General features: G+C 66.3%; 25 protein-coding genes and 1 pseudogene. 11 read left to right on the top strand and 15 right to left on the bottom strand.

Annotated features, from left to right (window positions below; translation table 11 throughout):
• Positions 1 to 10 precede the first annotated feature (10 nt).
• Complete coding sequence (locus AWC31_RS20670) at positions 11 to 1,057, bottom strand: 2,3-butanediol dehydrogenase (protein ID WP_085145880.1); 1,047 nt, start codon at positions 1,055 to 1,057, stop codon at positions 11 to 13.
• Positions 1,058 to 1,197: 140 nt separating this feature from the next.
• On the opposite strand from AWC31_RS20670, the gene AWC31_RS20665 reads away from it, so the two are divergent.
• From AWC31_RS20665 to AWC31_RS20655, 3 genes are all read left to right on the top strand, one after another.
• Positions 1,198 to 3,027 (top strand): flavin-containing monooxygenase, encoded by a 1,830-nt coding sequence (locus tag AWC31_RS20665; RefSeq protein WP_085145879.1) that lies wholly within the window; start codon positions 1,198 to 1,200, stop codon positions 3,025 to 3,027.
• Positions 3,028 to 3,312: 285 nt separating this feature from the next.
• The gene (locus AWC31_RS20660) at positions 3,313 to 4,020 is read left to right on the top strand and encodes a polysaccharide deacetylase family protein (RefSeq protein WP_085145878.1); all 708 of its coding nucleotides are present in this window, start codon (positions 3,313 to 3,315) and stop codon (positions 4,018 to 4,020) included.
• Positions 4,013 to 4,501: a DNA-deoxyinosine glycosylase gene (locus tag AWC31_RS20655; protein ID WP_085145877.1), complete on the top strand. Its 489-nt coding sequence runs from the start codon at positions 4,013 to 4,015 to the stop codon at positions 4,499 to 4,501. Before AWC31_RS20660 ends, AWC31_RS20655 begins: the two co-directional genes overlap by 8 nt.
• On the opposite strand, the gene AWC31_RS20650 is transcribed toward AWC31_RS20655, so the two are convergent.
• Both AWC31_RS20650 and AWC31_RS20645 read right to left on the bottom strand, forming a co-directional pair.
• A complete protein-coding gene (locus tag AWC31_RS20650) occupies positions 4,498 to 4,764 on the bottom strand; it encodes a ribosomal protein L7/L12 (RefSeq protein ID WP_085145876.1) in 267 nt (88 codons plus the stop codon). The two genes, AWC31_RS20655 and AWC31_RS20650, sit on opposite strands and share 4 nt — an antisense overlap.
• Positions 4,765 to 4,796: 32 nt before the next feature.
• On the bottom strand, positions 4,797 to 5,087 hold the full coding sequence (locus AWC31_RS20645) for a hypothetical protein (protein ID WP_085145875.1): 291 nt from the start codon (positions 5,085 to 5,087) through the stop codon (positions 4,797 to 4,799).
• A 204-nt stretch (positions 5,088 to 5,291) separates the two neighbouring features.
• Between AWC31_RS20645 and AWC31_RS37905 the strand changes: the two are divergent.
• Positions 5,292 to 5,774 (top strand): annotated as a pseudogene (locus AWC31_RS37905) (transposase); the annotation flags it as partial.
• Positions 5,775 to 5,911: 137 nt separating this feature from the next.
• On the opposite strand, the gene AWC31_RS20640 reads toward AWC31_RS37905, so the two are convergent.
• Positions 5,912 to 7,387 (bottom strand): sensor histidine kinase, encoded by a 1,476-nt coding sequence (locus AWC31_RS20640; RefSeq protein ID WP_165766009.1) that lies wholly within the window; start codon positions 7,385 to 7,387, stop codon positions 5,912 to 5,914.
• 65 nt (positions 7,388 to 7,452) lie between these two features.
• The gene (locus tag AWC31_RS20635) at positions 7,453 to 8,166 is read right to left on the bottom strand and encodes a response regulator transcription factor (RefSeq protein WP_165766008.1); all 714 of its coding nucleotides are present in this window, start codon (positions 8,164 to 8,166) and stop codon (positions 7,453 to 7,455) included.
• A 262-nt stretch (positions 8,167 to 8,428) separates the two neighbouring features.
• Here AWC31_RS20635 and AWC31_RS20630 point away from each other — a divergent pair, with 262 nt between their 5' ends.
• Both AWC31_RS20630 and AWC31_RS37195 read left to right on the top strand, forming a co-directional pair.
• Positions 8,429 to 8,845, top strand: coding sequence for a DoxX family protein (locus AWC31_RS20630; protein ID WP_085145873.1), 417 nt, complete (start codon positions 8,429 to 8,431; stop codon positions 8,843 to 8,845).
• Positions 8,846 to 8,971: 126 nt separating this feature from the next.
• Complete coding sequence (locus AWC31_RS37195) at positions 8,972 to 9,154, top strand: hypothetical protein (protein WP_133060195.1); 183 nt, start codon at positions 8,972 to 8,974, stop codon at positions 9,152 to 9,154.
• Between the two features lie 8 nt (positions 9,155 to 9,162).
• Here AWC31_RS37195 and AWC31_RS20625 read toward each other — a convergent pair whose 3' ends face one another.
• Entirely contained in the window at positions 9,163 to 9,987 is an 825-nt protein-coding gene (locus tag AWC31_RS20625; protein ID WP_085145872.1) for a helix-turn-helix domain-containing protein, read from the bottom strand.
• Between the two features lie 26 nt (positions 9,988 to 10,013).
• Here AWC31_RS20625 and AWC31_RS20620 point away from each other — a divergent pair, with 26 nt between their 5' ends.
• On the top strand, positions 10,014 to 10,481 hold the full coding sequence (locus tag AWC31_RS20620; RefSeq protein WP_085145871.1) for a VOC family protein: 468 nt from the start codon (positions 10,014 to 10,016) through the stop codon (positions 10,479 to 10,481).
• Here the strand turns inward: AWC31_RS20620 and AWC31_RS20615 are convergent.
• From AWC31_RS20615 to AWC31_RS20595, 5 genes are read right to left on the bottom strand one after another with little or no spacing between them, the layout of a single operon-like run.
• The gene (locus AWC31_RS20615) at positions 10,478 to 11,212 is read right to left on the bottom strand and encodes a sulfite exporter TauE/SafE family protein (protein WP_085145870.1); all 735 of its coding nucleotides are present in this window, start codon (positions 11,210 to 11,212) and stop codon (positions 10,478 to 10,480) included. The genes AWC31_RS20620 and AWC31_RS20615 overlap by 4 nt on opposite strands.
• Positions 11,199 to 12,089, bottom strand: coding sequence for a polysaccharide deacetylase family protein (locus AWC31_RS20610; protein ID WP_085145869.1), 891 nt, complete (start codon positions 12,087 to 12,089; stop codon positions 11,199 to 11,201). The genes AWC31_RS20615 and AWC31_RS20610 overlap by 14 nt, the downstream gene beginning before the upstream one ends.
• Before the next feature lie 10 nt (positions 12,090 to 12,099).
• On the bottom strand, positions 12,100 to 12,795 hold the full coding sequence (locus AWC31_RS20605; protein WP_085145868.1) for a fumarylacetoacetate hydrolase family protein: 696 nt from the start codon (positions 12,793 to 12,795) through the stop codon (positions 12,100 to 12,102).
• Complete coding sequence (locus AWC31_RS20600; protein ID WP_085145867.1) at positions 12,792 to 14,039, bottom strand: MFS transporter; 1,248 nt, start codon at positions 14,037 to 14,039, stop codon at positions 12,792 to 12,794. The genes AWC31_RS20605 and AWC31_RS20600 overlap by 4 nt, the downstream gene beginning before the upstream one ends.
• On the bottom strand, positions 14,023 to 14,427 hold the full coding sequence (locus AWC31_RS20595; RefSeq protein WP_067850924.1) for a RidA family protein: 405 nt from the start codon (positions 14,425 to 14,427) through the stop codon (positions 14,023 to 14,025). Before AWC31_RS20595 ends, AWC31_RS20600 begins: the two co-directional genes overlap by 17 nt.
• A 142-nt stretch (positions 14,428 to 14,569) precedes the next feature.
• Here AWC31_RS20595 and AWC31_RS20590 point away from each other — a divergent pair, with 142 nt between their 5' ends.
• The 3 genes from AWC31_RS20590 to AWC31_RS20580 are packed head-to-tail and all read left to right on the top strand — an operon-like array spanning position 14,570 to position 16,504.
• Entirely contained in the window at positions 14,570 to 15,589 is a 1,020-nt protein-coding gene (locus AWC31_RS20590; RefSeq protein WP_085145962.1) for a LacI family DNA-binding transcriptional regulator, read from the top strand.
• A gap of 29 nt (positions 15,590 to 15,618) precedes the next feature.
• Positions 15,619 to 16,056 carry an HIT family protein gene (locus AWC31_RS20585; protein WP_067850921.1) on the top strand — a complete coding sequence of 146 codons (438 nt, stop codon included), beginning with the start codon at positions 15,619 to 15,621 and terminating at the stop codon, positions 16,054 to 16,056.
• 4 nt (positions 16,057 to 16,060) lie between these two features.
• Complete coding sequence (locus AWC31_RS20580) at positions 16,061 to 16,504, top strand: nitroreductase family deazaflavin-dependent oxidoreductase (RefSeq protein ID WP_067850919.1); 444 nt, start codon at positions 16,061 to 16,063, stop codon at positions 16,502 to 16,504.
• Here the strand turns inward: AWC31_RS20580 and AWC31_RS20575 are convergent.
• A complete protein-coding gene (locus tag AWC31_RS20575) occupies positions 16,501 to 17,550 on the bottom strand; it encodes an LLM class flavin-dependent oxidoreductase (RefSeq protein ID WP_067850917.1) in 1,050 nt (349 codons plus the stop codon). The two genes, AWC31_RS20580 and AWC31_RS20575, sit on opposite strands and share 4 nt — an antisense overlap.
• Positions 17,551 to 17,563: 13 nt before the next feature.
• A complete protein-coding gene (locus AWC31_RS20570) occupies positions 17,564 to 18,406 on the bottom strand; it encodes a uracil-DNA glycosylase (RefSeq protein ID WP_085145866.1) in 843 nt (280 codons plus the stop codon).
• A gap of 70 nt (positions 18,407 to 18,476) precedes the next feature.
• Between AWC31_RS20570 and tap the strand changes: the two genes are divergently transcribed.
• Positions 18,477 to 19,697 (top strand): multidrug efflux MFS transporter Tap, encoded by a 1,221-nt coding sequence (gene tap, locus AWC31_RS20565; protein ID WP_067850913.1) that lies wholly within the window; start codon positions 18,477 to 18,479, stop codon positions 19,695 to 19,697.
• On the opposite strand, the gene AWC31_RS20560 is transcribed toward tap, so the two are convergent.
• Both AWC31_RS20560 and AWC31_RS20555 read right to left on the bottom strand, forming a co-directional pair.
• On the bottom strand, positions 19,694 to 20,425 hold the full coding sequence (locus tag AWC31_RS20560; RefSeq protein ID WP_085145865.1) for a ParA family protein: 732 nt from the start codon (positions 20,423 to 20,425) through the stop codon (positions 19,694 to 19,696). The two genes, tap and AWC31_RS20560, sit on opposite strands and share 4 nt — an antisense overlap.
• Positions 20,422 to 21,915, bottom strand: coding sequence for a CHAD domain-containing protein (locus AWC31_RS20555; RefSeq protein WP_085145864.1), 1,494 nt, complete (start codon positions 21,913 to 21,915; stop codon positions 20,422 to 20,424). The genes AWC31_RS20560 and AWC31_RS20555 overlap by 4 nt, the downstream gene beginning before the upstream one ends.
• Positions 21,916 to 21,977: the final 62 nt, after the last annotated feature.

Here is a 21,977-nt window from a genome sequence, read left to right as displayed (position 1 = left end):
GGTTTCTGGATCAGTTGGCGGGATCGACGAGAACCTTCATCTTGGTTCCCGCATGCAGGGCCTCGAACCCTTCGTCGATGACATCGTCGATGCCGATCGGCGTCACCCAGCCCGTGGTGTCGTACACGCCTTGCGACATCAGCTCGATGACGGCTTCGAAGTCGGCGGATGTGTAACACAGCGAGCCCTGGATCCGGGACTCGTTCATCACCAGGTTCAGCAGCGGCGTCGTGAGCGGCTTCTCGTAGATCGCCACGCTGATCGTGGGCTTGCGGGCACCCACACTGGCCGTCGCCGCCTCGATGGCCGGCGCGACCCCGGCGGCGTCGAACGCGGCGTCGGCCCCGCGGCCCTCGGTGTGGTCGGCGATGAAGGCGGGGACGTCGATCTGGGTGGGATCGAGGGTCTTGGCGCCCAGCGCCTCGATCGCCGCACGCCGGGTGGGCGACGGCTCGGACACGAACACCGAGTCGAGACCTTTGCCGCGCAGTGCGAACCACAGACCGATGCCGATCGGGCCCGCACCGAAGATGACCGCGGTGTGCAGCGGACCCACCTCGCCGAGGGTGGCCGCGTGATAGGCCACCGACATCGGTTCCACGAGCGCACCGAGCTCCAACGACACGTTGTCCGGCAACCGGTGCAGCATGTTGGTGGGCACGACGGTGTATTCGGCCATGCCGCCGTCGGACATGAGCCCGTGAAAGCCGATCTGCTGGCAGATGTTGTATGTGCCGGCCCGGCAGGGAGCACACTTTCCGCACCGGTAGATCGGTTCGACGGCGACCCGGTCGCCCGGCGCGAAGTCGGTGACGCCCGGGCCGACGTCAGTGACGGTGCCCGAGAACTCGTGACCCATGGTCAGCGGCAACTGCTGGCCGGTCAGTGGATGCGGCTCCGTCGGCACAAAGATCGGGCCCGCATAGTATTCATGCAGGTCAGTGCCGCAAATCCCGTTGAATCCGACCTTGAGTTTGACGGTGCCCGGCCTCGGTTGCGGCTCGGGAACGTCGGCGACCTCGACCTTGTTCGGTCCGTAGTACACGGCTGCTTTCATGTGGCTGTTCTAGGTGACCGGCAACACATGGCGTAAGAGTTGCAACCCGTTGCGCCTTGTTTCCGCAAGCAAACAGACGCCTCCCTGCAACCCCGTGCAACCCTTGTCGCAACCTTGCCGCGCAGTGTGCGCTAGGCCACATGACTCAGACCACCGTTGCACCGCTGGCCACACTGTCACCGCAAGAGCGGGTCGACGCCTGGCTGGCCGAATTCGAGGCCGCGCTCGCCGCGCGGGACATCGACCGTGTCCTCGACAAGTTCGCCACCGACAGCTTCTGGCGGGACCTCGTCGCGTTCACCTGGAACATCAAGACGGTCGAGGGACACGAGGGCATCGGCGACATGCTGACGGCACGCCTGCACGACACCGACCCGTCGGGCTTTCGCACCAGGGAGACCCCGACCGAGGATTTCGACGGCGACGCCGTCATCACGTCGGCGTTCATCGAGTTCGAGACGGCGACCGGCCGTGGCAACGGGCACCTGCGGCTCCGCGACGACAAGGCCTGGACCCTGCTGACGACGCTGCAGGAACTCAAGGGTCACGAGGAGCGCAAGGGCGCCACCCGCCCGCTGGGCGCCGTGCACGGCTCCGACCCCGACACCCGGTCGTGGGCCGAGAAGCGGCTCGATGAGGAGCTGACCCTCGGCTACACCGAGCAGCCCTACATCGTGGTGATCGGCGGCGGCCAGGGCGGTATCGCGCTCGGCGCTCGGCTTCGCCAGCTCGGCGTGCCTGCGATCGTCGTCGACAAGCACGAACGGCCCGGCGACCAGTGGCGCAAGCGCTACAAGTCGCTGTGCCTGCACGACCCGGTCTGGTACGACCACCTCCCGTATCTGCCGTTCCCGGCCAACTGGCCGGTGTTCGCGCCGAAAGACAAGATCGGCGACTGGCTGGAGTTCTACACGCGCGTCATGGAGGTGCCGTACTGGAACTCCACGACGTGCCTGTCCGCGTCCTACGACGAGAAAGAGCAGCGCTGGACGGTCGAGGTCGACCGCAAGGGCGAACGCGTCACGCTGCGGCCCGTCCACCTTGTGCTCGCGACCGGCATGTCGGGCAAGCCGAACATCCCGGTGCTGCCGGGGCAAGAGCTGTTCCGCGGCGATCAGCACCATTCGAGCCACCACCCGGGTCCCGATCGGTACGTGGGCAAGCGCGCCGTCGTGATCGGCTCCAACAACTCCGCACACGACATCTGCAAGGCGCTCTACGAGAACGACGTCGACGTCACGATGGTGCAGCGGTCCTCGACACACATCGTCAAGTCGGACTCGCTGATGGAAATCGGCCTCGGCGATCTGTACTCGGAGCGCGCAGTGGCTGCCGGGATGACCACCGAGAAGGCCGATCTCACGTTCGCGTCACTGCCCTACCGCATCATGGCCGACTTCCAACGGCCGATCTACGATGCAATTCGCCAGCGTGACAAGGACTTCTACGCACGCTTGGAAGCCGCCGGCTTCGATCTCGATTTCGGTGACGACGACTCCGGGCTGTTCATGAAATACCTGCGCCGCGGCTCGGGCTACTACATCGACGTCGGCGCCTCGGACCTGATCGCCGACGGCAGCATCAAACTGGCGCACGGGCAGGTGGACCGGCTCACCGAGAACTCGGTGATCCTCGCCGACGGCACCGAACTGCCTGCCGACGTCGTCGTCTACGCGACGGGGTTCGGCTCGATGAACGGCTGGGCCGCCGACCTTATCGGTCAAGACGTGGCCGATAAGGTCGGCAAGGTCTGGGGGCTCGGCTCCGGGACCACCAAGGATCCCGGCCCCTGGGAAGGCGAACAACGCAACATGTGGAAGCCGACCCAACAGGAAAACCTGTGGTTCCACGGCGGCAACCTCCACCAATCACGCCACTATTCACTGTATTTGGCGTTGCAGCTAAAGGCCCGCCATGAAGGGCTCGCGACGCCGGTGTACGGCCTGCAGGAGGTCCATCACCTGAGCTGACGACCACACGACATGGCGCCCCGGACGTGACACCCCCACTCCGTTCGGGGCGCCCGCGTGTGTGTGGTGGGTGTGGTTGGTTGCCGAGTGTGTTTGGCCGCTGAGTGTCGGGCGCGCGTTGTCACGCCAGCGTGGCAATCACAGCCCACCGCCACTCCAACGTGACAAGCGCGCACCACACCCACAGCCAAACCCCCGCCACACCGCCCACTGTCACACCAGCGTGGCAATCACAGCCCACCGCCACTCCAACGTGACAAACGCGCGCCCGGGTATACAGACAAGGTGCGACGTTGGTTGTGGGGTGTGTCCGCGGTTCTGGTCGTGATCATCGCGGCGGCGGCGGGCGGGTATTGGGTTTCGAATGCGCGGACGTTCCAATTGGCCGGCCGACTGGTGGACCGAGTCGAGACGACGGACAAGGTGGTGGCGCTGACGCTTGATGACGGCCCAACAGATCTGACAGCCGAGGTGTTGAAGATCCTTGCCGACGCCCATGTACCTGCGACGTTCTATCTCACCGGCCGTGAATTGGAAGCAGCACCCGCGCAGGGCAAAGCCATCGCTGCCGCCGGCCACGAGATCGGCAATCACAGCTATTCGCACTGGCGCATGGTGTTGATGTCACCGGACACCGTGGCAGACGAAGTCGAACGCACCGATGCCGCGATCCGGGCCACCGGCTACCAAGGCCCGATCACATTCCGCCCGCCGTATGGCAAAAAGCTCTGGGCGCTACCGCATTACCTGTCCGAGCGCAATCGCATTTCGGTGACGTGGGACGTCGAACCCGATTCGGCAACCGGCGCTGACGCGGATGCGATCGTGGCGGAGACACTCGACGAGGTTCGGCCCGGGTCGATCATCCTGCTGCACGTCATGTACGACAGCCGCGAAGCCTCGCGAGCCGCGATTCCCCGCATCGTTGACGAATTACGCTCCGACGGTTACCGATTCGTCACTGTATCCGAACTGCTGAAGTCCGGTGGCTGAGACTCTGTACGGGCTGGCGCCCATTGCCGACGCGCGATCGCGCGTGCTGATCCTCGGCAACATGCCGAGTGCGATGTCGCTGGCCAGTCAGCAGTACTACGGCAACCCGCGCAACGCGTTCTGGCGGATCACCGCCGAGATCCTCGGATTCGATCACCAGGCCCCATATCTCGAACGGGTTGCGGCGTTGCAGGACCACGGCGTCGCCGTCTGGGATGTCCTGCGATCCTGCCGGCGGGTCGGCAGTCTGGACTCGGCGGTCGAGCGGGACAGCATGGCGCCCAATGACTTTGACGCGTTCTTCGCGGCGCACGACGGGATCGCCCGTCTGCTGTTCAACGGCGCCGCCGCCGAGGCGAACTTTCGTCGCCTGGTGGCCGAGCCGCCGATGCCGACAGTGCGGGTTCCGTCGACAAGCCCAGCTCAGACCATGCGGTATGCGGACAAGCTGGCCGCCTGGCACGCCGCGCTCAGTCTTTAGGCGAGGCCGTCGACGACGTCCTTCGCTTCCTTGAGGCCTAACCCGGTCTCGTCACGCAGCAGCTTGATCGCGGCGATCTTATTGCCCTGCAGTGCCAACTGGCGGACAATCGCACTGGCCACAATCTCACCGGGACTGCCGACCGGCGTCGGCGTAACCGGATGACCCGACGCGGACGCGGCGCGCTCCAACGCTGCGACCCGACGCTCCAAATCCTCGATGCGTCGCTGCAAATCGGCGTCAGAGCTTCCCAAGATTCCCATGCTGCCAGTGTGACATCAGGACGCCGATCGGTTCAGCACGCCACATCGACGTAGACGGTCTCCGATATCACCGTGGTGTTGATCGAACCCCCTCCGCGCGAGTCACGCGTCTCGTGCCGCTGTCCGGCCCGCACCCGTTGCACCGCGCAGTCTTCGCTTTGCGCACCGCCCACCCGGTTGACGATGACGTTGTAACCCTGAGCCTTGAGATCGTTGACGGTCCGGTCCACCGAGGACGGACCAGTGGGGGCGGCATTGGCCGTCGCCGTTCCCACGGTGAGAGCTGCTGCGACGGCGACACCGAGTGCGATGTGATACTTCATGACGGCTACTCCCTGAAAGATGCCCGCGAAGTGGGCGGGCGTGTTGACGATTACCCTCTTAACGCTAAGATCAGTTGCGCCCGTTGGGTATTCACCGATAGGGAATGCATATATTCGATAGAAACTTCACAAATTTGGGTCGGGTAGGCGGCCGAGAACCTCCGCGGGGAGTCTGCTGAGTTGCCCACCTCAAGTCATCGCGGTCATCGCGATCGGGTCAAATCCGCGCCCCTTCCTCCCCGCCGGTGCCCGGCGGGTTCACCATCGACGACTTCGCCGGTCGATCACCGCGACCGTTGCGTCAGCGGCCCCACAGGCGTCACGCGCACCATCAGCGAACGTGGAAACGTCATCTTCGGGACTGCGTGTCGCGGCAGCCCGCTGCGCGCGCAGTGCACCGCTAGCATGGACGGTAGAACCCCTCAAGATCGAACCCCACGAAGCACTCCAACGCGCCGCCCGCAAGAGATAGCGAAAACCCGCCTGGCGCAACGAATACCGCCGATACTGATACCGATGATGGTGGAACGCACCATCGCCTGGCTGACCCGAGGCAACCACACAGTCCGTTACCGCGGCGTCCGCCGCAACGACCACTGACTACACCATCGCAGCGCCGCCCTCAACTTGCGTTGCCTGCTCGCCGTGGGACTCCGCGACACCGGCACCGCCGGGTTCATCGCCTGACCATAAGCCGAGCCTTGCCACGCTCTGAGGCCAGAAGCCACGCTCAATACCGGCGGAGTGATCTCGACCGTGTCGACCTCCAGATCCGACCTCAGTGCTTCAGACCCCGCCCCACAACCCTCTAATCCAGCAGACTCCTAGACGGCCGCGAGCGGTCGTGCTACGTCGCGGGTGTCGGCCGCCTGCGGTCCGGTCGCCTCCGGCAGCTGGATGCGGAATGTAGTAACACCGGGCCAAGATTCGGCGGTTACGGTGCCATGGTGAGCCTCGACGATGGAGGCGACGATGGCCAGGCCGAGACCGGTGCTGCCGGCCTGGCGGGAGCGCGATGTGTCGGCCCGCACGAACCGCTCGAACAAGTGAGGTACCAGGTCACCCGCGATTCCGGGGCCGTCATCGGTGACGGTGAGCTCCACGCGACGCGATCCGTTGTCGTCGGAGACCGCGCGCGCTCCGACCACGACGGCGGTACCCGGCGGGGTGTGGGTGCGGGCGTTGGACAACAGGTTTGCGAGGGTCTGATGCAATTGGGCTTGGTCGCCACGGCACCACAGTGGCCCGTCGGGAATCTGGCTCTGCCAACGGTGTGACGGCGCGATGACGGCGGCATCGTTGACCGCGTCGCGCACGATATCGGCCACATCCACCAAGGTGTCGTCGATGTCGTGGCCTTCGTCGAGGCGCGCAAGTAGCAGCAAATCGGACACCAGTGCGTTCATCCGCTTGGATTCGGACTCGATGCGGGCCAGTGCGTACTCGGTGGTCTCGGGAAGCGTTGCGCTGTCCTGGCGCGTCAGCTCCGCGTGGCCGAGAACAGCGGCCAACGGCGTACGCAACTCGTGACTGGCGTCGGTGATGAACCGCCGCATCCGCCGGTCCGAGGCTGCGACCTCGGCCAGGGCTCCGCCGACGTGGGCCAGCAGAGTATTGAGCGTATGCCCGAGCAGCCCGACTTCGGTGCCCGGGTCGGCTGCTTCCGCGGGGACACGCACGGTGATGGCGTAGTTGTCGCGGTCCAACGGCAGCTTCACGACCTCGGCCGCTGTCGCGGTGACGCGTCCCAGCGGGCGCAGCGCATGCCGGACGATCACGAAGGTACCGAGTCCTGTGATCAGAAGCGTCAGCGCGGTGAGCGTGTAGACGATGATGTTCTGCTGGGTGATGGCGCGTTCGGCGGCGCGGTTCGACACTCCGGTGACCAGTAGTTCGCCGGCGTCGCCGGCACGGGCATCCATCCGGTAGTTGCCGAGCCCGGGCAGGTGGACGGTGGTGGGGCCGCCACCGTTCCAGGCCCGGTCACCGATGACGTCGGTCGCCGAGCCTGGTGCGCGTTGCGCCTCGCCATCGCCGAAGAGCGCGGAATCCACCACCACGCCGTCGCGGATCAACGCGACAATGTTGCCCGGGGCCTGGCCCACCAGCTGGGTGAGCGGCTTCATGGTCCCTGGTGCGGGCAGTGACCCCGACGGAGTCGGATTGGACCGGAACTTGACCACCGACGCGCCGAAACCATCTGCGGCGGCGTCGAGTTGACTGTCCACCATGCCGTCGACCGTCTTGCAGAGCGTGGTCGTCGACAGCACCCCGACGACGGCGACGACCGAGAGCACCATAGTTGTGACAGCGACGACGAGTTGCCTGCGTAGGGTCCAGGTGCGCCACCGGCGCAGCACGCGGTTCACTGCGCCGGCCGAATCAGGTACCCGGCGCCGCGCACCGTCTGGATCATCGGAGCGCGGCCCGCGTCGATCTTCTTGCGCAGATACGAAACGTACAGTTCAACTACGCTGGAGCGGGCCGCGACATCAAATCCCCACACGCGCTGCAGCAATTCCTCGCGGCTGAGCGCTCGGTACGGGTTGCGCATCATGTAGCGCAGCAGGTCGAATTCGGTCGAGGTCAACGACAGCGGCGTGCCGTCGCGCAGAACCTCACGGCTCGCGGCCCGCAGCTCGAGGTCGCCGACAAACAAGATTTCGTCGGCCTCCGGCGTCGTATACGCGATCCGGCGGAGCAGACCCCGTAACCGGGCGACCAACTCCTCGAGGCTGAACGGCTTGGTCAGGTAGTCATCACCGCCCGCGGTGAGCCCGGCGACCCGGTCGGCGACGGAATCCCGTGCCGTCAAGAACAACACCGGTGTGTAGCGGCATGATTCGGCCGGAGCGCGGATCTGGTCGAGCACGCTGAAGCCGTCCGCTCCTGGCATCATGATGTCGAGCACGATGACGTCGGGGGCGTGCTCCTGGTACTTCGCCAGAGCGTCACGCGCGTCGTGCGCCGTCTCGATCTGCCAGCCCTCGTAGTGCAGCGCCCGGCTGACCAAACCGGTCAGGGCCCGTTCGTCATCGACCAGCAAGACCCGGATGGGCGTCCCGTCTGGTCTCGTCATCTTCGGCAGCTGTCCCACAATCGCCCTGCGGCGTGCAGAACCGCCATCCTCAACAGGCACTGCGGTCCCTTCCAACAACGCGGTCACGCGACCAGTCTGAACGTCCACAGGCAGGTCGGGAACCGAACACATAACAATTTCACAGATTCGGCACATGAGCGAAGTTGTGTAATCGCTATGGAAAGCGTGATCCGGTCATCGTTGCTCCCGATGATGGAGCACGACGAGCAGTTCAACGACAGCGCCCGGAAAGGTGTGCCTTATGCCCGCATTGTCCGTCCCGCAGATCGAGCAGCGCCTGCGTTCACAGTCGCAGGTCGGCATCGGTGTCTTTCGCATCGTCATCGGGCTGTCGTTCGGGATGCACGGGACGATGAAGCTGTTTGGCTGGCCCGATGGCACTGCCGCGGCGCTGGGCGCCTGGCCGATGTGGTGGGCCGGCGTGCTCGAAGTCGTGCTCGGTAGCCTGGTCACGCTCGGCTTGGGTACCCGGGTGGCGGCCTTCATCGCGTCCGGCATCATGGCCGTCGCCTACTTCTGGGTGCATTTTCCAGATGGCTTCTGGCCTAGCGTCAACGGGGGTGAGAGCGCCGTGCTGTACTGCTTCGCATTCCTGCTTCTGGTCTTCACCGGGCCGGGCGTCCCTGCCGTAACCGGGATTCCGCAGTCCAGGCGGTGATTCGGCCTCTGGAGGGATCCTTGTTGCATGCCGGGCACACCGTGATCCTCGACAGAGTAAACCCTATCCAGATCACTCGGGAGGCGTGGACGGACGTGGCCGTCAAGGCTCGTGCATGGTCGTTCGATGTCGAGGTCAGCTGTGGCGACGCGCCGCCATCGCGACCGCGTCAAGCGCGGATGCCCGATCTGCGACGGGCTGGTGGTTCCGACGTGGGGCGCAGGTGCAGAGCCGCGAGTACCAGCCCTGGGCGCCGACCCGGCAGCCGACGACATCGTGGCGGCCATCCGCGCGCGGTCAGGCCCATGACGAACTGTTCAGTCAGGCCCGTGCCTGGTGGCGTACTCTCCCGGCGTCCAGCCCAACATGGACCGGAAGTCGTTGATGAAATGCGCCTGGTCATACCAGCCCAGACGCACCGCCAGGTCGGCGAAGTCGACATCGGAGTTGCTTTCGATCTCCAACGCCGCCTGCTGCAACCGGTATCGGCACAACACCCACTTAACCGGCACGCCGACGTAACGGCAGAACACGCGCTGCGTGGTACGGACGCTCCACGGCGAATGGTCCATGACCTGCTCGACGCGATGCAGGGTGCCGTCGTCGCGCATGCGCTCGATCAACGGGGTCAGCCGATCAAAGACCTCATCCGTCGGGCCGGAGTAGGCCGCGATCGCGGCGTCGAGTCGCGCTCCGACCGTGGTCACGTCCTCTCCTAGAGGAATTGGCGCCCCGAACAACTCGTCGTCGACGGGCACGACGAGTCCAGTGATGGCACCGGCGTCCCTCCCGAACCGGGCCGTATAACCGCCCGGCAGAAACCGGGCGCCCACGACGGTGCCGCGTTGACTGATGGTGGTCCGGAATACCCGTGGCACCACGCCGTGCACAAGCGTGTTCGGCAGTGGATGGCCGTGGCGCGCGTCGTCATCACCCCACTCGCGGGTGAGATGTACCGAAGGGAAGGTGATGACGCTGCTGTCGAACGGACCGTCCTCGCGGCGGTCCCAACTGACCGACCAGAAATGCTCGACGAACCGGGCACTGTCCTCCGACGGCAACCAGCGGTGCAGGTCGAACGCCGACGTGCTGCCCGCGCGGCCCACCACGCCGCGCACTGGCGCGTTTTTCCAAGCGGCCACGAGATCAAGGCTACGAAACTGGCCACATGAGCGTTAAACCGATTCCGGAGGGCTACACGAGCCTGACCCCATTCATCTGCGTCGACGGGGCCGCCGCGGCCATCGAGTTCTACGAGCGGGTGTTCGGCGCGAAGGTCGTCGAACGGATGGACGGTCCCGACGGCACGGTCGCGCACGCCGAACTGGACTTCGGCGCGGGCCGCCTGCAGCTCGGCGACCCCCAGGAGGCATTCCAGATCGCCGCACCCACCCCGGGTGCCGCCGCGACACACTCGATCGGCCTGTACTGCCCGGACGTCGATGACGTCGTCACGCGGGCCGAACAGGCGGGTGCGACGATCCGTGAGCCGGCCCAGACCTTTGTCACCGGTGACCGCTTCGCATCGATCCTCGACCCGTTCGGCCAGCGCTGGACCGTGATGACCCGCGTCGAAGATCTGTCAGCCGAGGAGCGGGAACGCCGCGTGGCCGAATGGGCGTCCTCGAACGCTTAGCCCCTGAACAAGAACACGACGGCCGCCGTCGCGCCGAATGCCGCCACGCCGATGCGGAAGACGTTCGGCGAGATGTGGCGCACCAGCCGGATGCCGAGCGGAGTACCGGCGGCGGAGCCGGCGGCGAGGATCAGCGCGGTCTTCCAGTCGATTGCCGACGTCACCAGGAAGAAGATGCCCGCCACCAGGCTGACGAGACCCTGCATCACGTTCTTGATCGCGTTCTGCTCGGGCACGGAGGTGTCGAGGCACAGGCCCACCACTGCCAGCAGCAGAATGCCTTGTGCCGCACTGAAAAAGCCGCCGTACACGCTCACCGCGAACACGCACGGATAAAGCCACCCGCCATTTCCGGTGCGGCGCAGCCGTTTCACCAGCACGGGTTGGGCGGCCACCAGAAACGCGGCGCCACCGATGAGGTACGGCACGGCGGCGTGGAACAGGTCCGGCGGGGCGACCCGCAGCAAGCCCGCACCGCACACCGCCCCGAGGACACCGATCGGCAGTAGCCACACCAGGCCGGCGATGTCGCGAAGCACGCGGCGGTCAGTCCACGCGGCGAGCATCATCCCGGGTGCGAGACCGACGGTGTTGAGCATGTTCGCGCCGACGGGTGGCAGCCCGGCCGCCACCAGTGCGGGAAAAGTGACGAGCGAGCCTGACCCGGCCGCCGCGTTGACGGCACCGGCCACCACCGCAGCGGCCACCACCACAAGGTCAGCTGCCTGCATGTGAGACGGGTCTGCGGCTCTCGAGGTGCCAGTCGAGGATCTGCTCGCCGGTCCAGAACACAACGTCGTCACGGCGGCGCATGTACGCGAGTGCGTCGGCGAAGTACTTGGCGCGGTGCGGGACTCCCATGATGTACGGGTGCACCACCAACGCCATCACCCGCGCCGAGTCGGCGCTGTCGGCGTAGAGCTGATCGAATTGATCGATGGCCCGTTGGTAGTACTCCTGTGCGGGATGATGCTGGATGAGCATCATCGCGACGTCGTTGCACTCCTGCGTGTAGGGAATGTTGACGAGCGGACCGCGCTCGGTACGTAGCTCCACCGGCTGGTCGTCGAGCACCCAATCGCACACATAGCTATAGCCGGCGTCGACGAGAAGCTCTGGTGTTTCCCACGTTTCGGTGAGACCGGGCCCCAGCCAACCGCGCGGCGGGCGGCCCCACGCACGTTCGATGGCCTGTGTCGTGAGCTGGATGTCGACGCGCTCGTCGGTCACCTTCTGCATGTTCTTCTGTGTGTAGCCGTGGCCGATCGGCTCCCACTTGCGTGCGATCGCGACCTGTGTGATCTCGGGATAACTCGCGATCGCGCTGCCGTTGATCGCCAGGGCCGCGGGGACCTCGTGCGCGTCGATCGCCTGCAGCAGCCGCCAGAAGCCCACGCGGTTGCCGTATTCGTGCCACGCCCAGTTGGGCACGTCGGGCGTCGGCGTGCCCCCGGCCGGGGGGGTCAGAACCGTGCGGGGCATCGGTTCGAGCGGCGACCATTCCTCGACGTTGACGATGATCCACACGGCGAGCCGGGCTCCGCCGGGCAGTTGAAGGCGTGGCCGGTCGGTGATGGCGCTGTAGTCGATTCGTTCGTTGGGCAACATGGTGTACTCCTCAGACAATCGTGATGGTCAGGTCATGCAGGCCGGTGATCGCAGCCCGCACGCGGTCCCCGGGTACCAGCGGGCCGACGCCGGCCGGGGTTCCGGTGTAGATCAGATCGCCGAATTCCAGCCGGTACTGAGCGGACAGGTTCGACACGATTTCCGGTACCTTCCAGATCATTTGGGCGAACCGGCAGTGCTGGCGCAGCTCGTCGTTGACCCAGAGCGACAGTTCGCCGTCGGTCACCAGCGGGGCCGACAGGTCGGCCAGCCTGGTCACGGTCCCCACCGGCGCGGACTGATCGAACGATTTCCCGGCCTCCCACGGCCGCCCGGCACGGGCCAGCTCGCGTTGCAGGTCGCGGCGGGTGAGATCGATGCCGACCGCGAACCCGAAGATGTGGTCGACTGCCGCCTCCACTGGAATGTCCTGTCCGCCTTCGCCGATCACGATCACGAGCTCACCTTCGTATTGAAAGTCACTCGTGGCGGACGGGTAGCTCACCGCCGTGCCGTCGCCGACGACGGCGTCGGTCGGTTTCTGGAAGAAGAACGGTGCGTCCCGTTCGTCCCCTTCTTTCATCTCCCTGATGTGGTCGACGTAATTGCGTCCCACGCAGTAGATCCGACGCACCGGCAACGACGTGGGCTGCCCAGCCACGGGGATCTGTACGGGGTGACTGGTCGGGGCGGTGGGAATGGTCATGTCGTGGCTTCCTGTGGTTGGTGGACGAATGCGGAATCGGCTGGGCGGCTGAATTCTTTCGGCCGCAGCAGGAAGGCGAGCGCCGCGCCGATCAGCGACAGCGCGGCGAGCTGGATGAGGCCGGCACCCTGCCAGCCGGTGACCTCGACCAGCACGCTGAACACGTAACCCGCGAGGCCTGCCGGTACGTAGACGGCCGACACGAAGAGCCCGGCCGCCCGGCTGGCGTGCCGTACATCCACCGACTTCACCAGGCAGCCGGCGAGGATGACATAGCTGCCCGCACTGGCGAACAGACCGAACAAGAATGCCCAGACGGCATGCCACCACAGCTGATCCGGCCCTACGAACAGAGCGACGGCGCAGATGGCGACGAGCGTCTGCGCGCCGCCGATCGCCAAGCGGGGATCGATCCGGTCGACCAGGTGACCGCCGACGATCGAGGCGAAGGCCGCGAGGCCGGACAATCCGACGACCAGCCCAGCCGCACCGGTGGTGTAGGCGAGCTGGTCACGCAGATAGCTGGCGTACATGCCGATGAATCCGAAGTCCGCCAGTCCGAAAAGGATCGTGATGACCATGAGCACCATCGGGTTTCGGCTCAGCAGCCGCGTCGCACCGCCGACCTGGGTGGCGGCCGCACCGACAGCGGTGACCGCTTCGCTGAACCACGGCCGGACGGCGACGATCACCAGGGCTGCCAATGCGAGGCCGATCAGGCCGAAGGCGATCATCGGCGCACGCCACGTCTCGTAGTGCGACACGAGGGCACTGCCGAGGGTCGGCCCGATCAACGAGCCCATCGCGAAGGCCATGTTGACGCAGCCGACGGCAGCACCCCGGTGCCGGGTGAATGCGCTTGCCGCGATGGCGAATATCGCCGTGAGCTGCAGTGCTTCACCGACGCCTGACAGGACGCGCCACACCAACATGTCGGCAAAGCCGACCGACACGACGGTGAGTAGTGTCGCCGCGGAGAAGATCACCGTGCCGAGCACCACGACGTCCTTCCGGCGCATCCGCTCGACGAGCAGTCCGGCCGGGATCCCGGTGAGCCCCATGCCGAGTGCGAAGAGCGTGGACTGCAGACCTGCCTCGCCCAGGGTGAACCCGTACTCAGCGCGAACGTCGAGCAACAAGACCGGGAAAACCATGCGGTCCATGGCGTTCACGGTGTAGGCGGCCAGCAGCGCCGCGAACATCGCGACGGCCCAACGTGTTCCGGTTCTAGGCGATGACGGCATGTGCGCTGATCTCGATCTTCAACTGGGAACCGACCAGGCGGTTGACGCCGATGTGCGTCCGGCACGGCCGGTGGTCGCCGAAGAACTCCATGTACGCCTCGTTGACCGCGTCCTGCGCGTCCATGTCGGTGTTGTAGATCGTCACCTCGACGATGTCGGTGACAGTGCCACCGGCGGCCTCCAGCGCGATCTTCAGGTTCTTCAGGCAGGCCCGGGTCTGATCGGCGATGCCATCGGGCACGCGCAGCTCGTCCTCGTCGTGCGGGTGCTTGTGCACGAGCGGAAAGGCGGTGGCGCCCGACAGCCAGATGTGGCGCCCGCCGCTCGTGACGATCGCCGGCATGAACGGCATTTCGGCCGGGTCCGCTCCCGCGGTGATGAATTCCATGGCTTTCACAACCTCCTTGTGCAATCGATTGCAGAGATCGTAAGGCGGGTCACACAGCACGTCAATAGGGGTGGATACTTGAACCGCGGGCAGTGAAATGCCACGATCTATGCAATCGAACGCCAAGGAGGGGCAGGTGACGATGACGCCGAACGTGACGATGCAGGACGTGGCACGCGCCGCAGGCGTCCACACCGGCACCGTGTCGCGCGCACTCAACGAGGCGACCAGGGACCGCGTCAGCGCAGACACCCTTCGCCGCATCGACAAGGCCGTGCGCGAGCTCGGCTATGTCCCCAATCCCATCGCCCGCAGCCTTCGGACCGCGACGTCGAACACCGTCGGCGTGGTCATCCCCGACCTCACCAACCCACTGTTTCCGCCGATGATCCGCGGCATCCAATCAGTGCTCGACAGCCGCGGATTCAGCCCGCTCATCGTCAGCACCGACTACGACCCCCAGCGCGAAGCCGCGGCCATCTCGGCGCTTCTGGCCAGACAGGTCGACGGCCTCATCGTCGCGACGGCGCGGCTGAACGACCCGACGTTCGAGCAGCTCGCCGATCAGGGCACCCGGATCGTGATGATCAACCGGCGCATGGGTGGACGGGATCTCGACTCCGTGACGGCCGACGACGAAACCGGAATGGGCTTGGTCATAAGCCATCTCGCCGAATTGGGCCATGAGCGCATCCTCTGCCTGGCCGGCCCACAAGACACCTCCACCGGTGTGGCGCGATTGCGCGGATTTCGCTCCGCGGTCGAATCGCGCGGGCTGGACCGAGACCAGAAGCTCATCCGGATCTGCGAATCGTGGACGACCGAACAGGGCGCCATCCAGCTCGCGTCGGCGCTCGACGAGAACATCCCGTTCACCGCCGTCGTCGCGGCAACCGATCTGATCGCACTCGGCTGTTACGACGCCATGACCGAACGCGGCCTGTCCTGCCCGGCCGACCTCAGCGTTGCCGGTTACAACGACATGCCGATGATGGACCGGTTGGCTCCACCGCTGACCAGCGTCGCCGTTCCGCAATTCGACATCGGCCGCGAGGGTGCCCGGTTGTTCCTCGCGGGCATGGACGACAGCGAGCGCCTGCCCCGGACCATCCTGCTACCCGTGTCACTGAGCATTCGGGGTTCGACCGCTCCACCGGTTTAACCGCCGGCGCCAACGGCTAACGTGACGGAATGTCATGTGTGTTCTGCGCCATCGTGTCCGGTGAGGCTCCGGCGATCCGGGTGTATGAAGACGACGACTATCTGGGGATCCTCGACATCAGGCCGTTCACGCGTGGCCACACCCTGGTGATTCCGAAGCAGCACACGGTCGATCTGACCGACACGCCCGCGGCCACCGTCGCCGACATGGCCGCGATCGGCCAACGCATCGCCCGCGCCGCCCGCACGTCGGGTCTGCATGCCGACGGCAACAACATCGTGATCAACGACGGCAAATCCGCGTTCCAGAGCGTGTTCCACATCCACCTGCACGTGGTGCCGCGGCGCGCTGGTGACAAGTTCTCATTCGCGAAGGGCATGGTGCTGCGGCGCGACCCCGACCGCGAAGAGTCCGGGCGCCTGCTGCGGGCGGCGCTGGCACAACTCGACAGCGCCGAGCAGGATTGAGCCCATGAGCCTTCGGTCCCAGGTCGAGTTCGTCGGCCTCCGGTTATTGCACATCCACGATCTGATCTATCAGAAGACCGGCGGGCGCATCGGGCATCGGATGCCCGGGGTGCCGCCGAGTCTGCTGTTGCACACGACGGGCGCCAAGACCGGCCAGGCGCGCATCAACACGCTGAGTTACGCACGCGATGGCGAGAACTACGTCGTCGTGGCGTCGATGGGCGGCGCACCCCGGTCACCGGGCTGGTATCACAACCTCAAAGCGAATCCCAATATCGAAATCAATGTGGGCACAAAGCGTTTGAAGGTCACCGCGAAGCCGATCCTTCCGGACGATCCGGATTACGCGCGGCTGTGGAGGATCGTCAACGAGAACAACTCCCACCGCTATGAGGCGTATCAGAAGAAGACCTCGCGGCCGATCCCGATCGTGGTGCTGACGCCTTAGAACAGCTCTTTGGCCAACAGCTCGAGCGTGGTGTCACGCGCGGTCGCGGTGGCCGGGTCGGCACCGCGCCGAGCTGACGCGACGGGGTTGACCATGACCTCGTCGACGTCGAATTCCTCGGCCAGGGCCCGCACCTGATCGGCGGCCTCGGTCGGCGAACCGACGACGGCCCGTTGCAGGCCTGCCTGCACGACGGCCTGCGCCTGCGGCGTCATGGTGGTCGCCTCGGCGTCCTCGACGAGGTCGAGCGCGCCGAGCGGTTGCCCGGTGCGCAGCCGGCCCATCATCTGCAACTGCGGCAGCAGTAGCGCCTTGGCTTCCTCGCTGGTTTCGGCCACGACCGCGTTGACGGTCAGGAACGTGACGGGCTCGGCCGCCAGGTCGCTCGGCTGAAACTCGTCGCGGTACACGGCCAGCGCCTCGGCCGTGCCGTGCCCCGAGAAGTGGTGGGCGAACACGTACGGCAGGCCCTTCGCCGCCGCGAGGTGAGCGGAGTACATCGACGAGCCGAGCAGCCACAGCCGCGGTTCGGTGACCGCGACCGGAGTGGCCTTGAGCACATAGTTCTCCCGCAGCAGGTCACGCGGCAGCGGCACCCGCACACCACGCGCGCTCATGAGCGCGCGCACATCGTCGAGATACTGCGGAAACGCCTCGATATCGCGATCGTCACGGCCTGCGGCCCCGCGCAGGGCCAGCGACGTGACCGGATCCGACCCCGGTGCCCGCCCGATGCCGAGGTCGATGCGCCCCGGATGCGCGGCCTCGAGCAGCGCGAACTGCTCGGCCACCGCCAGCGGCGCGTGATTGGGCAGCATGACGCCACCCGAACCGAGCCGCAGCTGGTCGGTGTGCGCGGCCAGATGTGCGATCACGACGGGCGGGCTGGTGGCCGCGACCGCGGGCATGTTGTGGTGTTCGGCGATCCAGTACCGGGTGTATCCGAGCCGGTCAGCGGTCTGCGCGAGGTGTGTCGTGGCGGTCAGGGCGTCGGCGGTGGTCTGGTCGGTACGCACCGGGACGAGGTCGAGGACAGAAAGCCGCATGACAGCGTCAACGTCATCGCCCGCCGGGTTCGTTCCCGAGGCTGCCGAGCGATTTGGCCGTGGTGAAGATGTCGTCGAGCATCGCCTCGGTGAGCCGGCCGGTGAAGGTGTTCTGCTGGCTGGGGTGGTAACAGCCCAGCAGCGTGACCTCGCCATGGGCCGTGGTCAACGTCGCGGTGGCCCCGTGACCGAATTTGGGCGCGGGCTTCGGACGGTCGGCAATCAGGTCCAGTGCGGCCCGCCACGCGAAGGTTCCGAGCGCGATGACGACCGCCACCGACGGCCCGACGAGACGCCATTCGGCCGCCATCCACGGCGCGCACGTGGTGCGCTCGGCCGGGTTGGGCGCATTGGCCGGCGGGGCGCAGCGCACCGCGGCCGCCATCCGGGTGCCGATCAACTGCATTCCGTCGGCGGCGTCGACGCACACCGCCTGGTTCGCGAGCCCCGCCCGGTGCAGCGCGGCGAACAGGAAGTCACCCGACCGGTCGCCGGTGAAGACGCGTCCGGTGCGGTTGGCACCGTGCGCGGCCGGGGCCAGGCCGACGATCATGATGCGGGGCGCCTCGGCTCCGAACCCGGGCGCCGGCCTACCCCAGTACGGCTGGTCGGCGAAGGACTTGCGCTTGGCCACCGCGACCTCCTCGCGCCAGCCGACCAGCCGCGGGCAGGCCCGGCACACCGAGACCAGGGCATCGAGTTCGTCGACCGAGTTCGCCCGGGCGGCCAGGCGGCGCACCTGGGCGGCCGTCTTCGCCTGCGGTGTGGCTGGGCTCGCCGGATCACCTGGCCAGCCGCTGCCGGGCGGAACCGGCGAGGTGAACAAGTCCCCGGTCCGGGGGTGAGCCAGCTGCATCCCGTCCACTCTGCCCGAAAATCCGTCGCAAGACGCGTAGGTGCGCTGTTACATTCGGCCGCGATACCCCATGACCAACACCAAACGCGGCCCACTGCTGCTGATTCTGTTCGCCGCGTTGATGGCAGGCGCCGGAAACGGTATCTCGATCGTCGCCTTTCCGTGGTTGGTGTTGCAGCGCAACGGATCCGCGCTCGACGCCTCGATCGTCGCGATGGCGGGCACGCTGCCGCTGCTCGTCGCGACCGTGATCGCGGGCGCCGCAGTCGACTATCTGGGCCGCCGACGCGTGTCGATGATCTCGGATCTGTTGTCGGCGCTGTCGGTGGCCGCCGTGCCGGTGCTGGCCCTGACGTTCGGCGTCGACGCGGTCAACGTCGCGGTGCTGGCGGTCTTGGCCGCGCTCGGCGCGTTCTTCGATCCGGCCGGGATGACAGCGCGCGAGACCATGCTCCCGGAAGCGGCCGGACGCGCGGGCTGGACCCTCGACCACGCCAACAGCGTGTACGAGGCGGTGTTCAACCTCGCCTACATCGTCGGGCCCGGAATCGGTGGCCTGCTGATCGCCACGGTCGGCGGGATCAACACCATGTGGGTGACCGCGCTCGCGTTCCTGTTCTCGATCGCGGCGATCTCGGTGCTGCGACTGGAAGGCGCCGGTAAGCCCGATCGCACCGAACTGCCAGAAGGCGTGTGGTCGGGCATCGTCGAAGGCCTGCAATTCGTCTGGCGCACACCGGTGCTGCGCACGCTGGCGATCGTCGATCTGGTGGCGACCGGACTGTACATGCCCATGGAGAGCGTGCTGTTCCCGAAGTACTTCACCGATCGCGATGAGCCGCAGGAACTGGGCTGGGTGCTGATGGCGCTCAGCATCGGCGGCCTGCTGGGTGCACTAGGCTACGCCGTGATGAGCAAGTACATGAGCCGGCGCGCGACGATGCTGACGGCGCTGCTGACCTTGGGCGTGGCGATGACGGTCATCGCGTTCCTGCCGCCGCTGCCCCTGATCCTGTTGCTCTGCGCGGTGGTCGGTTTCGTGTACGGACCGATCGCCCCGATCTACAACTACGTGATGCAGACCAAGGCCCCGCAGCATCTGCGAGGGCGCGTGGTTGGCGTGATGGGCTCACTGGCCTACGCCGCGGGCCCGCTCGGTCTGATCGTGGCGGGCCCGCTCGCCGACTCGGTCGGTCTGCACGCGACGTTCCTCGCGCTGTCGCTGCCCATGCTGGTGCTCGGCCTGGTCGCCGTCGGGCTGCCCGCGTTGCGTCAGCTCGACCGGACCTAGCGGATCTCGTTCCAGAGCGCTTCGTACTGCTGGGCAGCCGAGCTCTGCGGCGCGAAAGCGGTGACCGGAGCCCGTTTTTCGGCCATCTGCTCGATGACCGAAAGCGCCGGGATGTCGGTGCTCAAGATCCCCTGGCGTTCCTGCGACAGTTGCGCGACGACGTCGCGGTGGAGCTTCTTGCGCCGGTCCACCATCGAGAAGAACGCCTTGACTGCCGGCTGCCTGCCGTCGAAATCGCCCACGAAGTCCACCAATTGGTCGAACGTACGCACCGAGAGCGTCGCCGGGATCATCGGGACGAGCAGCGTGTCCACCGCATGAAGGACGTTCTCGGACACCAGCGAGATGCTCGGCGGGCAGTCGAGGAACACGACGTCGTACTCGTCTTCGAGTGGCGCGAGCAACTGCCGGATCCGGCGCGTCGGCCGCTTGGCGCTGTCCAGTTGCACGTCCATGTTGCGGTACGTGAAATCCGCGGGAACGAGGTCGAGCAGATCGAAATCCGTTGCCTTGATGGCCTCGTCGAGACTTCTGGTCCCCCGCACCAGCGCCTTGCTGCCGCCCTTGACCTTCGGCCGGATCCGGAACAGGTACGTCGCCGCACCCTGCGGATCGAGATCCCACAGCAGCGTGCGGTTACCCTCGCGCCCCGACAGATGCGCCAGGTTCACCGCAGCCGATGTCTTGCCGACGCCGCCCTTGATGTTGTACGTCGCGTAGATTTTCACCGGCGGATCAGCGCTTTCACTCGGTCTCTGTTCTCTCTTGCCAGGAATGGCTGCAGCCGGCCCACCAAGGCCGACCGCGCGCGCAGTTGATGCGCATCGAGCTGAGCGGCCAACTCGCCCATCGCCAGTACGGTGGCCGGAGGCGCCGAGCCTTCGTCCATCATGGCGGCCGCGAACTCGCGGACCGCCTCGCGCTGCACCTCGCCGTCCTGAAAATCCCCGAGCGTGTCCTGCAGCGCCTTGAGCTCTTTCACGAGCCGCCGATGCGGTTCCTCGGCGTGCAGCGGCCGGAAAACCTCGAGCAGGTATCGCAGCTCCTTGCACCGCTTGCGCAGCGAATGCACGTCCTCGCTCGGCGATTCGGCGGTGATGGCCTCGCCGCGCTTGGCGACTTTGTGAAACACCTTGCCGACACGTTCCCGTGCCAGGTCCGAAACGGTCTGGCCGGAAGCCGTTTCCTCGGCCACCCGGGCCAACTCGGCTTGCCAGTCCTGCATCAGCCGCTCGAACCGACGGGAACGCAGCCCCCGCACGAGGATTCGGCGCTCGGCCGTGCGGTGCTTGCGCAAGAACGTTCGGAACGGCGCGAGATCAGCCGGATCGGCCGAGGTGAGGCCGGCCGCCATCCGATCGAAATCGTGCAGGTAGACGTCGAGATCGCGCACCGGGGTGGTGAGGTCACCGAGCCACTTGAACTCGGACCCGAACCGTTCCGCCAATCCGTCGGGAAGCACATCGCCGACGAGCTTGAGAATCGACCGCGTGCGCCGCACCGCGACCCGCAGGTCGTGTAAGAACTCGATGTCGATGGCCGCGATGGTGCCGTCGACGTTGTCGGCGATGGCCTCGGCGAAGCGTTGCAGGACGGCCGCAACCGCCACTGCCGCGGGAGTTTCCGGCGTGAACTGTTCGGCCCGGCTCTGCGGTTTGCGCTCGGCGTGGGCCAGCGCGTCGTCGTACGACGTCGACTGCGCCGGGGTGAGACCGTCGACAGCCGACAGCCCCGCGGCGATGCGCTCACCGTCGCTGTCATAGCCGCGTAACGGCAGGACCTGAAGCCACCCCACGCCGTTGTCGCTGTGTTCGATCAGCAGCCGTGCGACCGTCTTTTCGTCGGAATTGAGCACGCGGCACTCCTGCACGGTCCCCTGTACCGCGACCACCGGTATCAGCGCTCGGGGCTCGATGATCGGCGACAGCACCTCACGCAGCCGTCCGGCGGGCAGGTTCTCGGCCATCGCGGGCCACTTCGGTGCCACCGGGCATTGCAGTTGCGTGCCATCCGGTAGTTGAGCGGTCAGCGGGCGGTCATCGACGAACCGCAGCGAGATACCCGCATCGTGCAATCGCCAGTCGAACGTGTCGATCCACGTGCGCGAAACCGCCCGGGCGGGCTCGGCGTTGAGCGTGTACTTCGGCTGCAATGCCTCGGCGACAGCGTCGATTGTGACCGCGCCCTGTGTGCTGAAGGCACGGGAGATCGTGACCATAGGGCAGAGATACTAGACATACTTCGTTAACGAACAGTTCATTCACGCTCGTAGCATCGAGG

The sequence above is a fragment of the Mycolicibacterium wolinskyi genome, assembly GCF_002101965.1.
Lineage (GTDB): Bacteria > Actinomycetota > Actinomycetes > Mycobacteriales > Mycobacteriaceae > Mycobacterium > Mycobacterium wolinskyi.
This window is presented reverse-complemented; position numbering and strand designations above follow the sequence as displayed.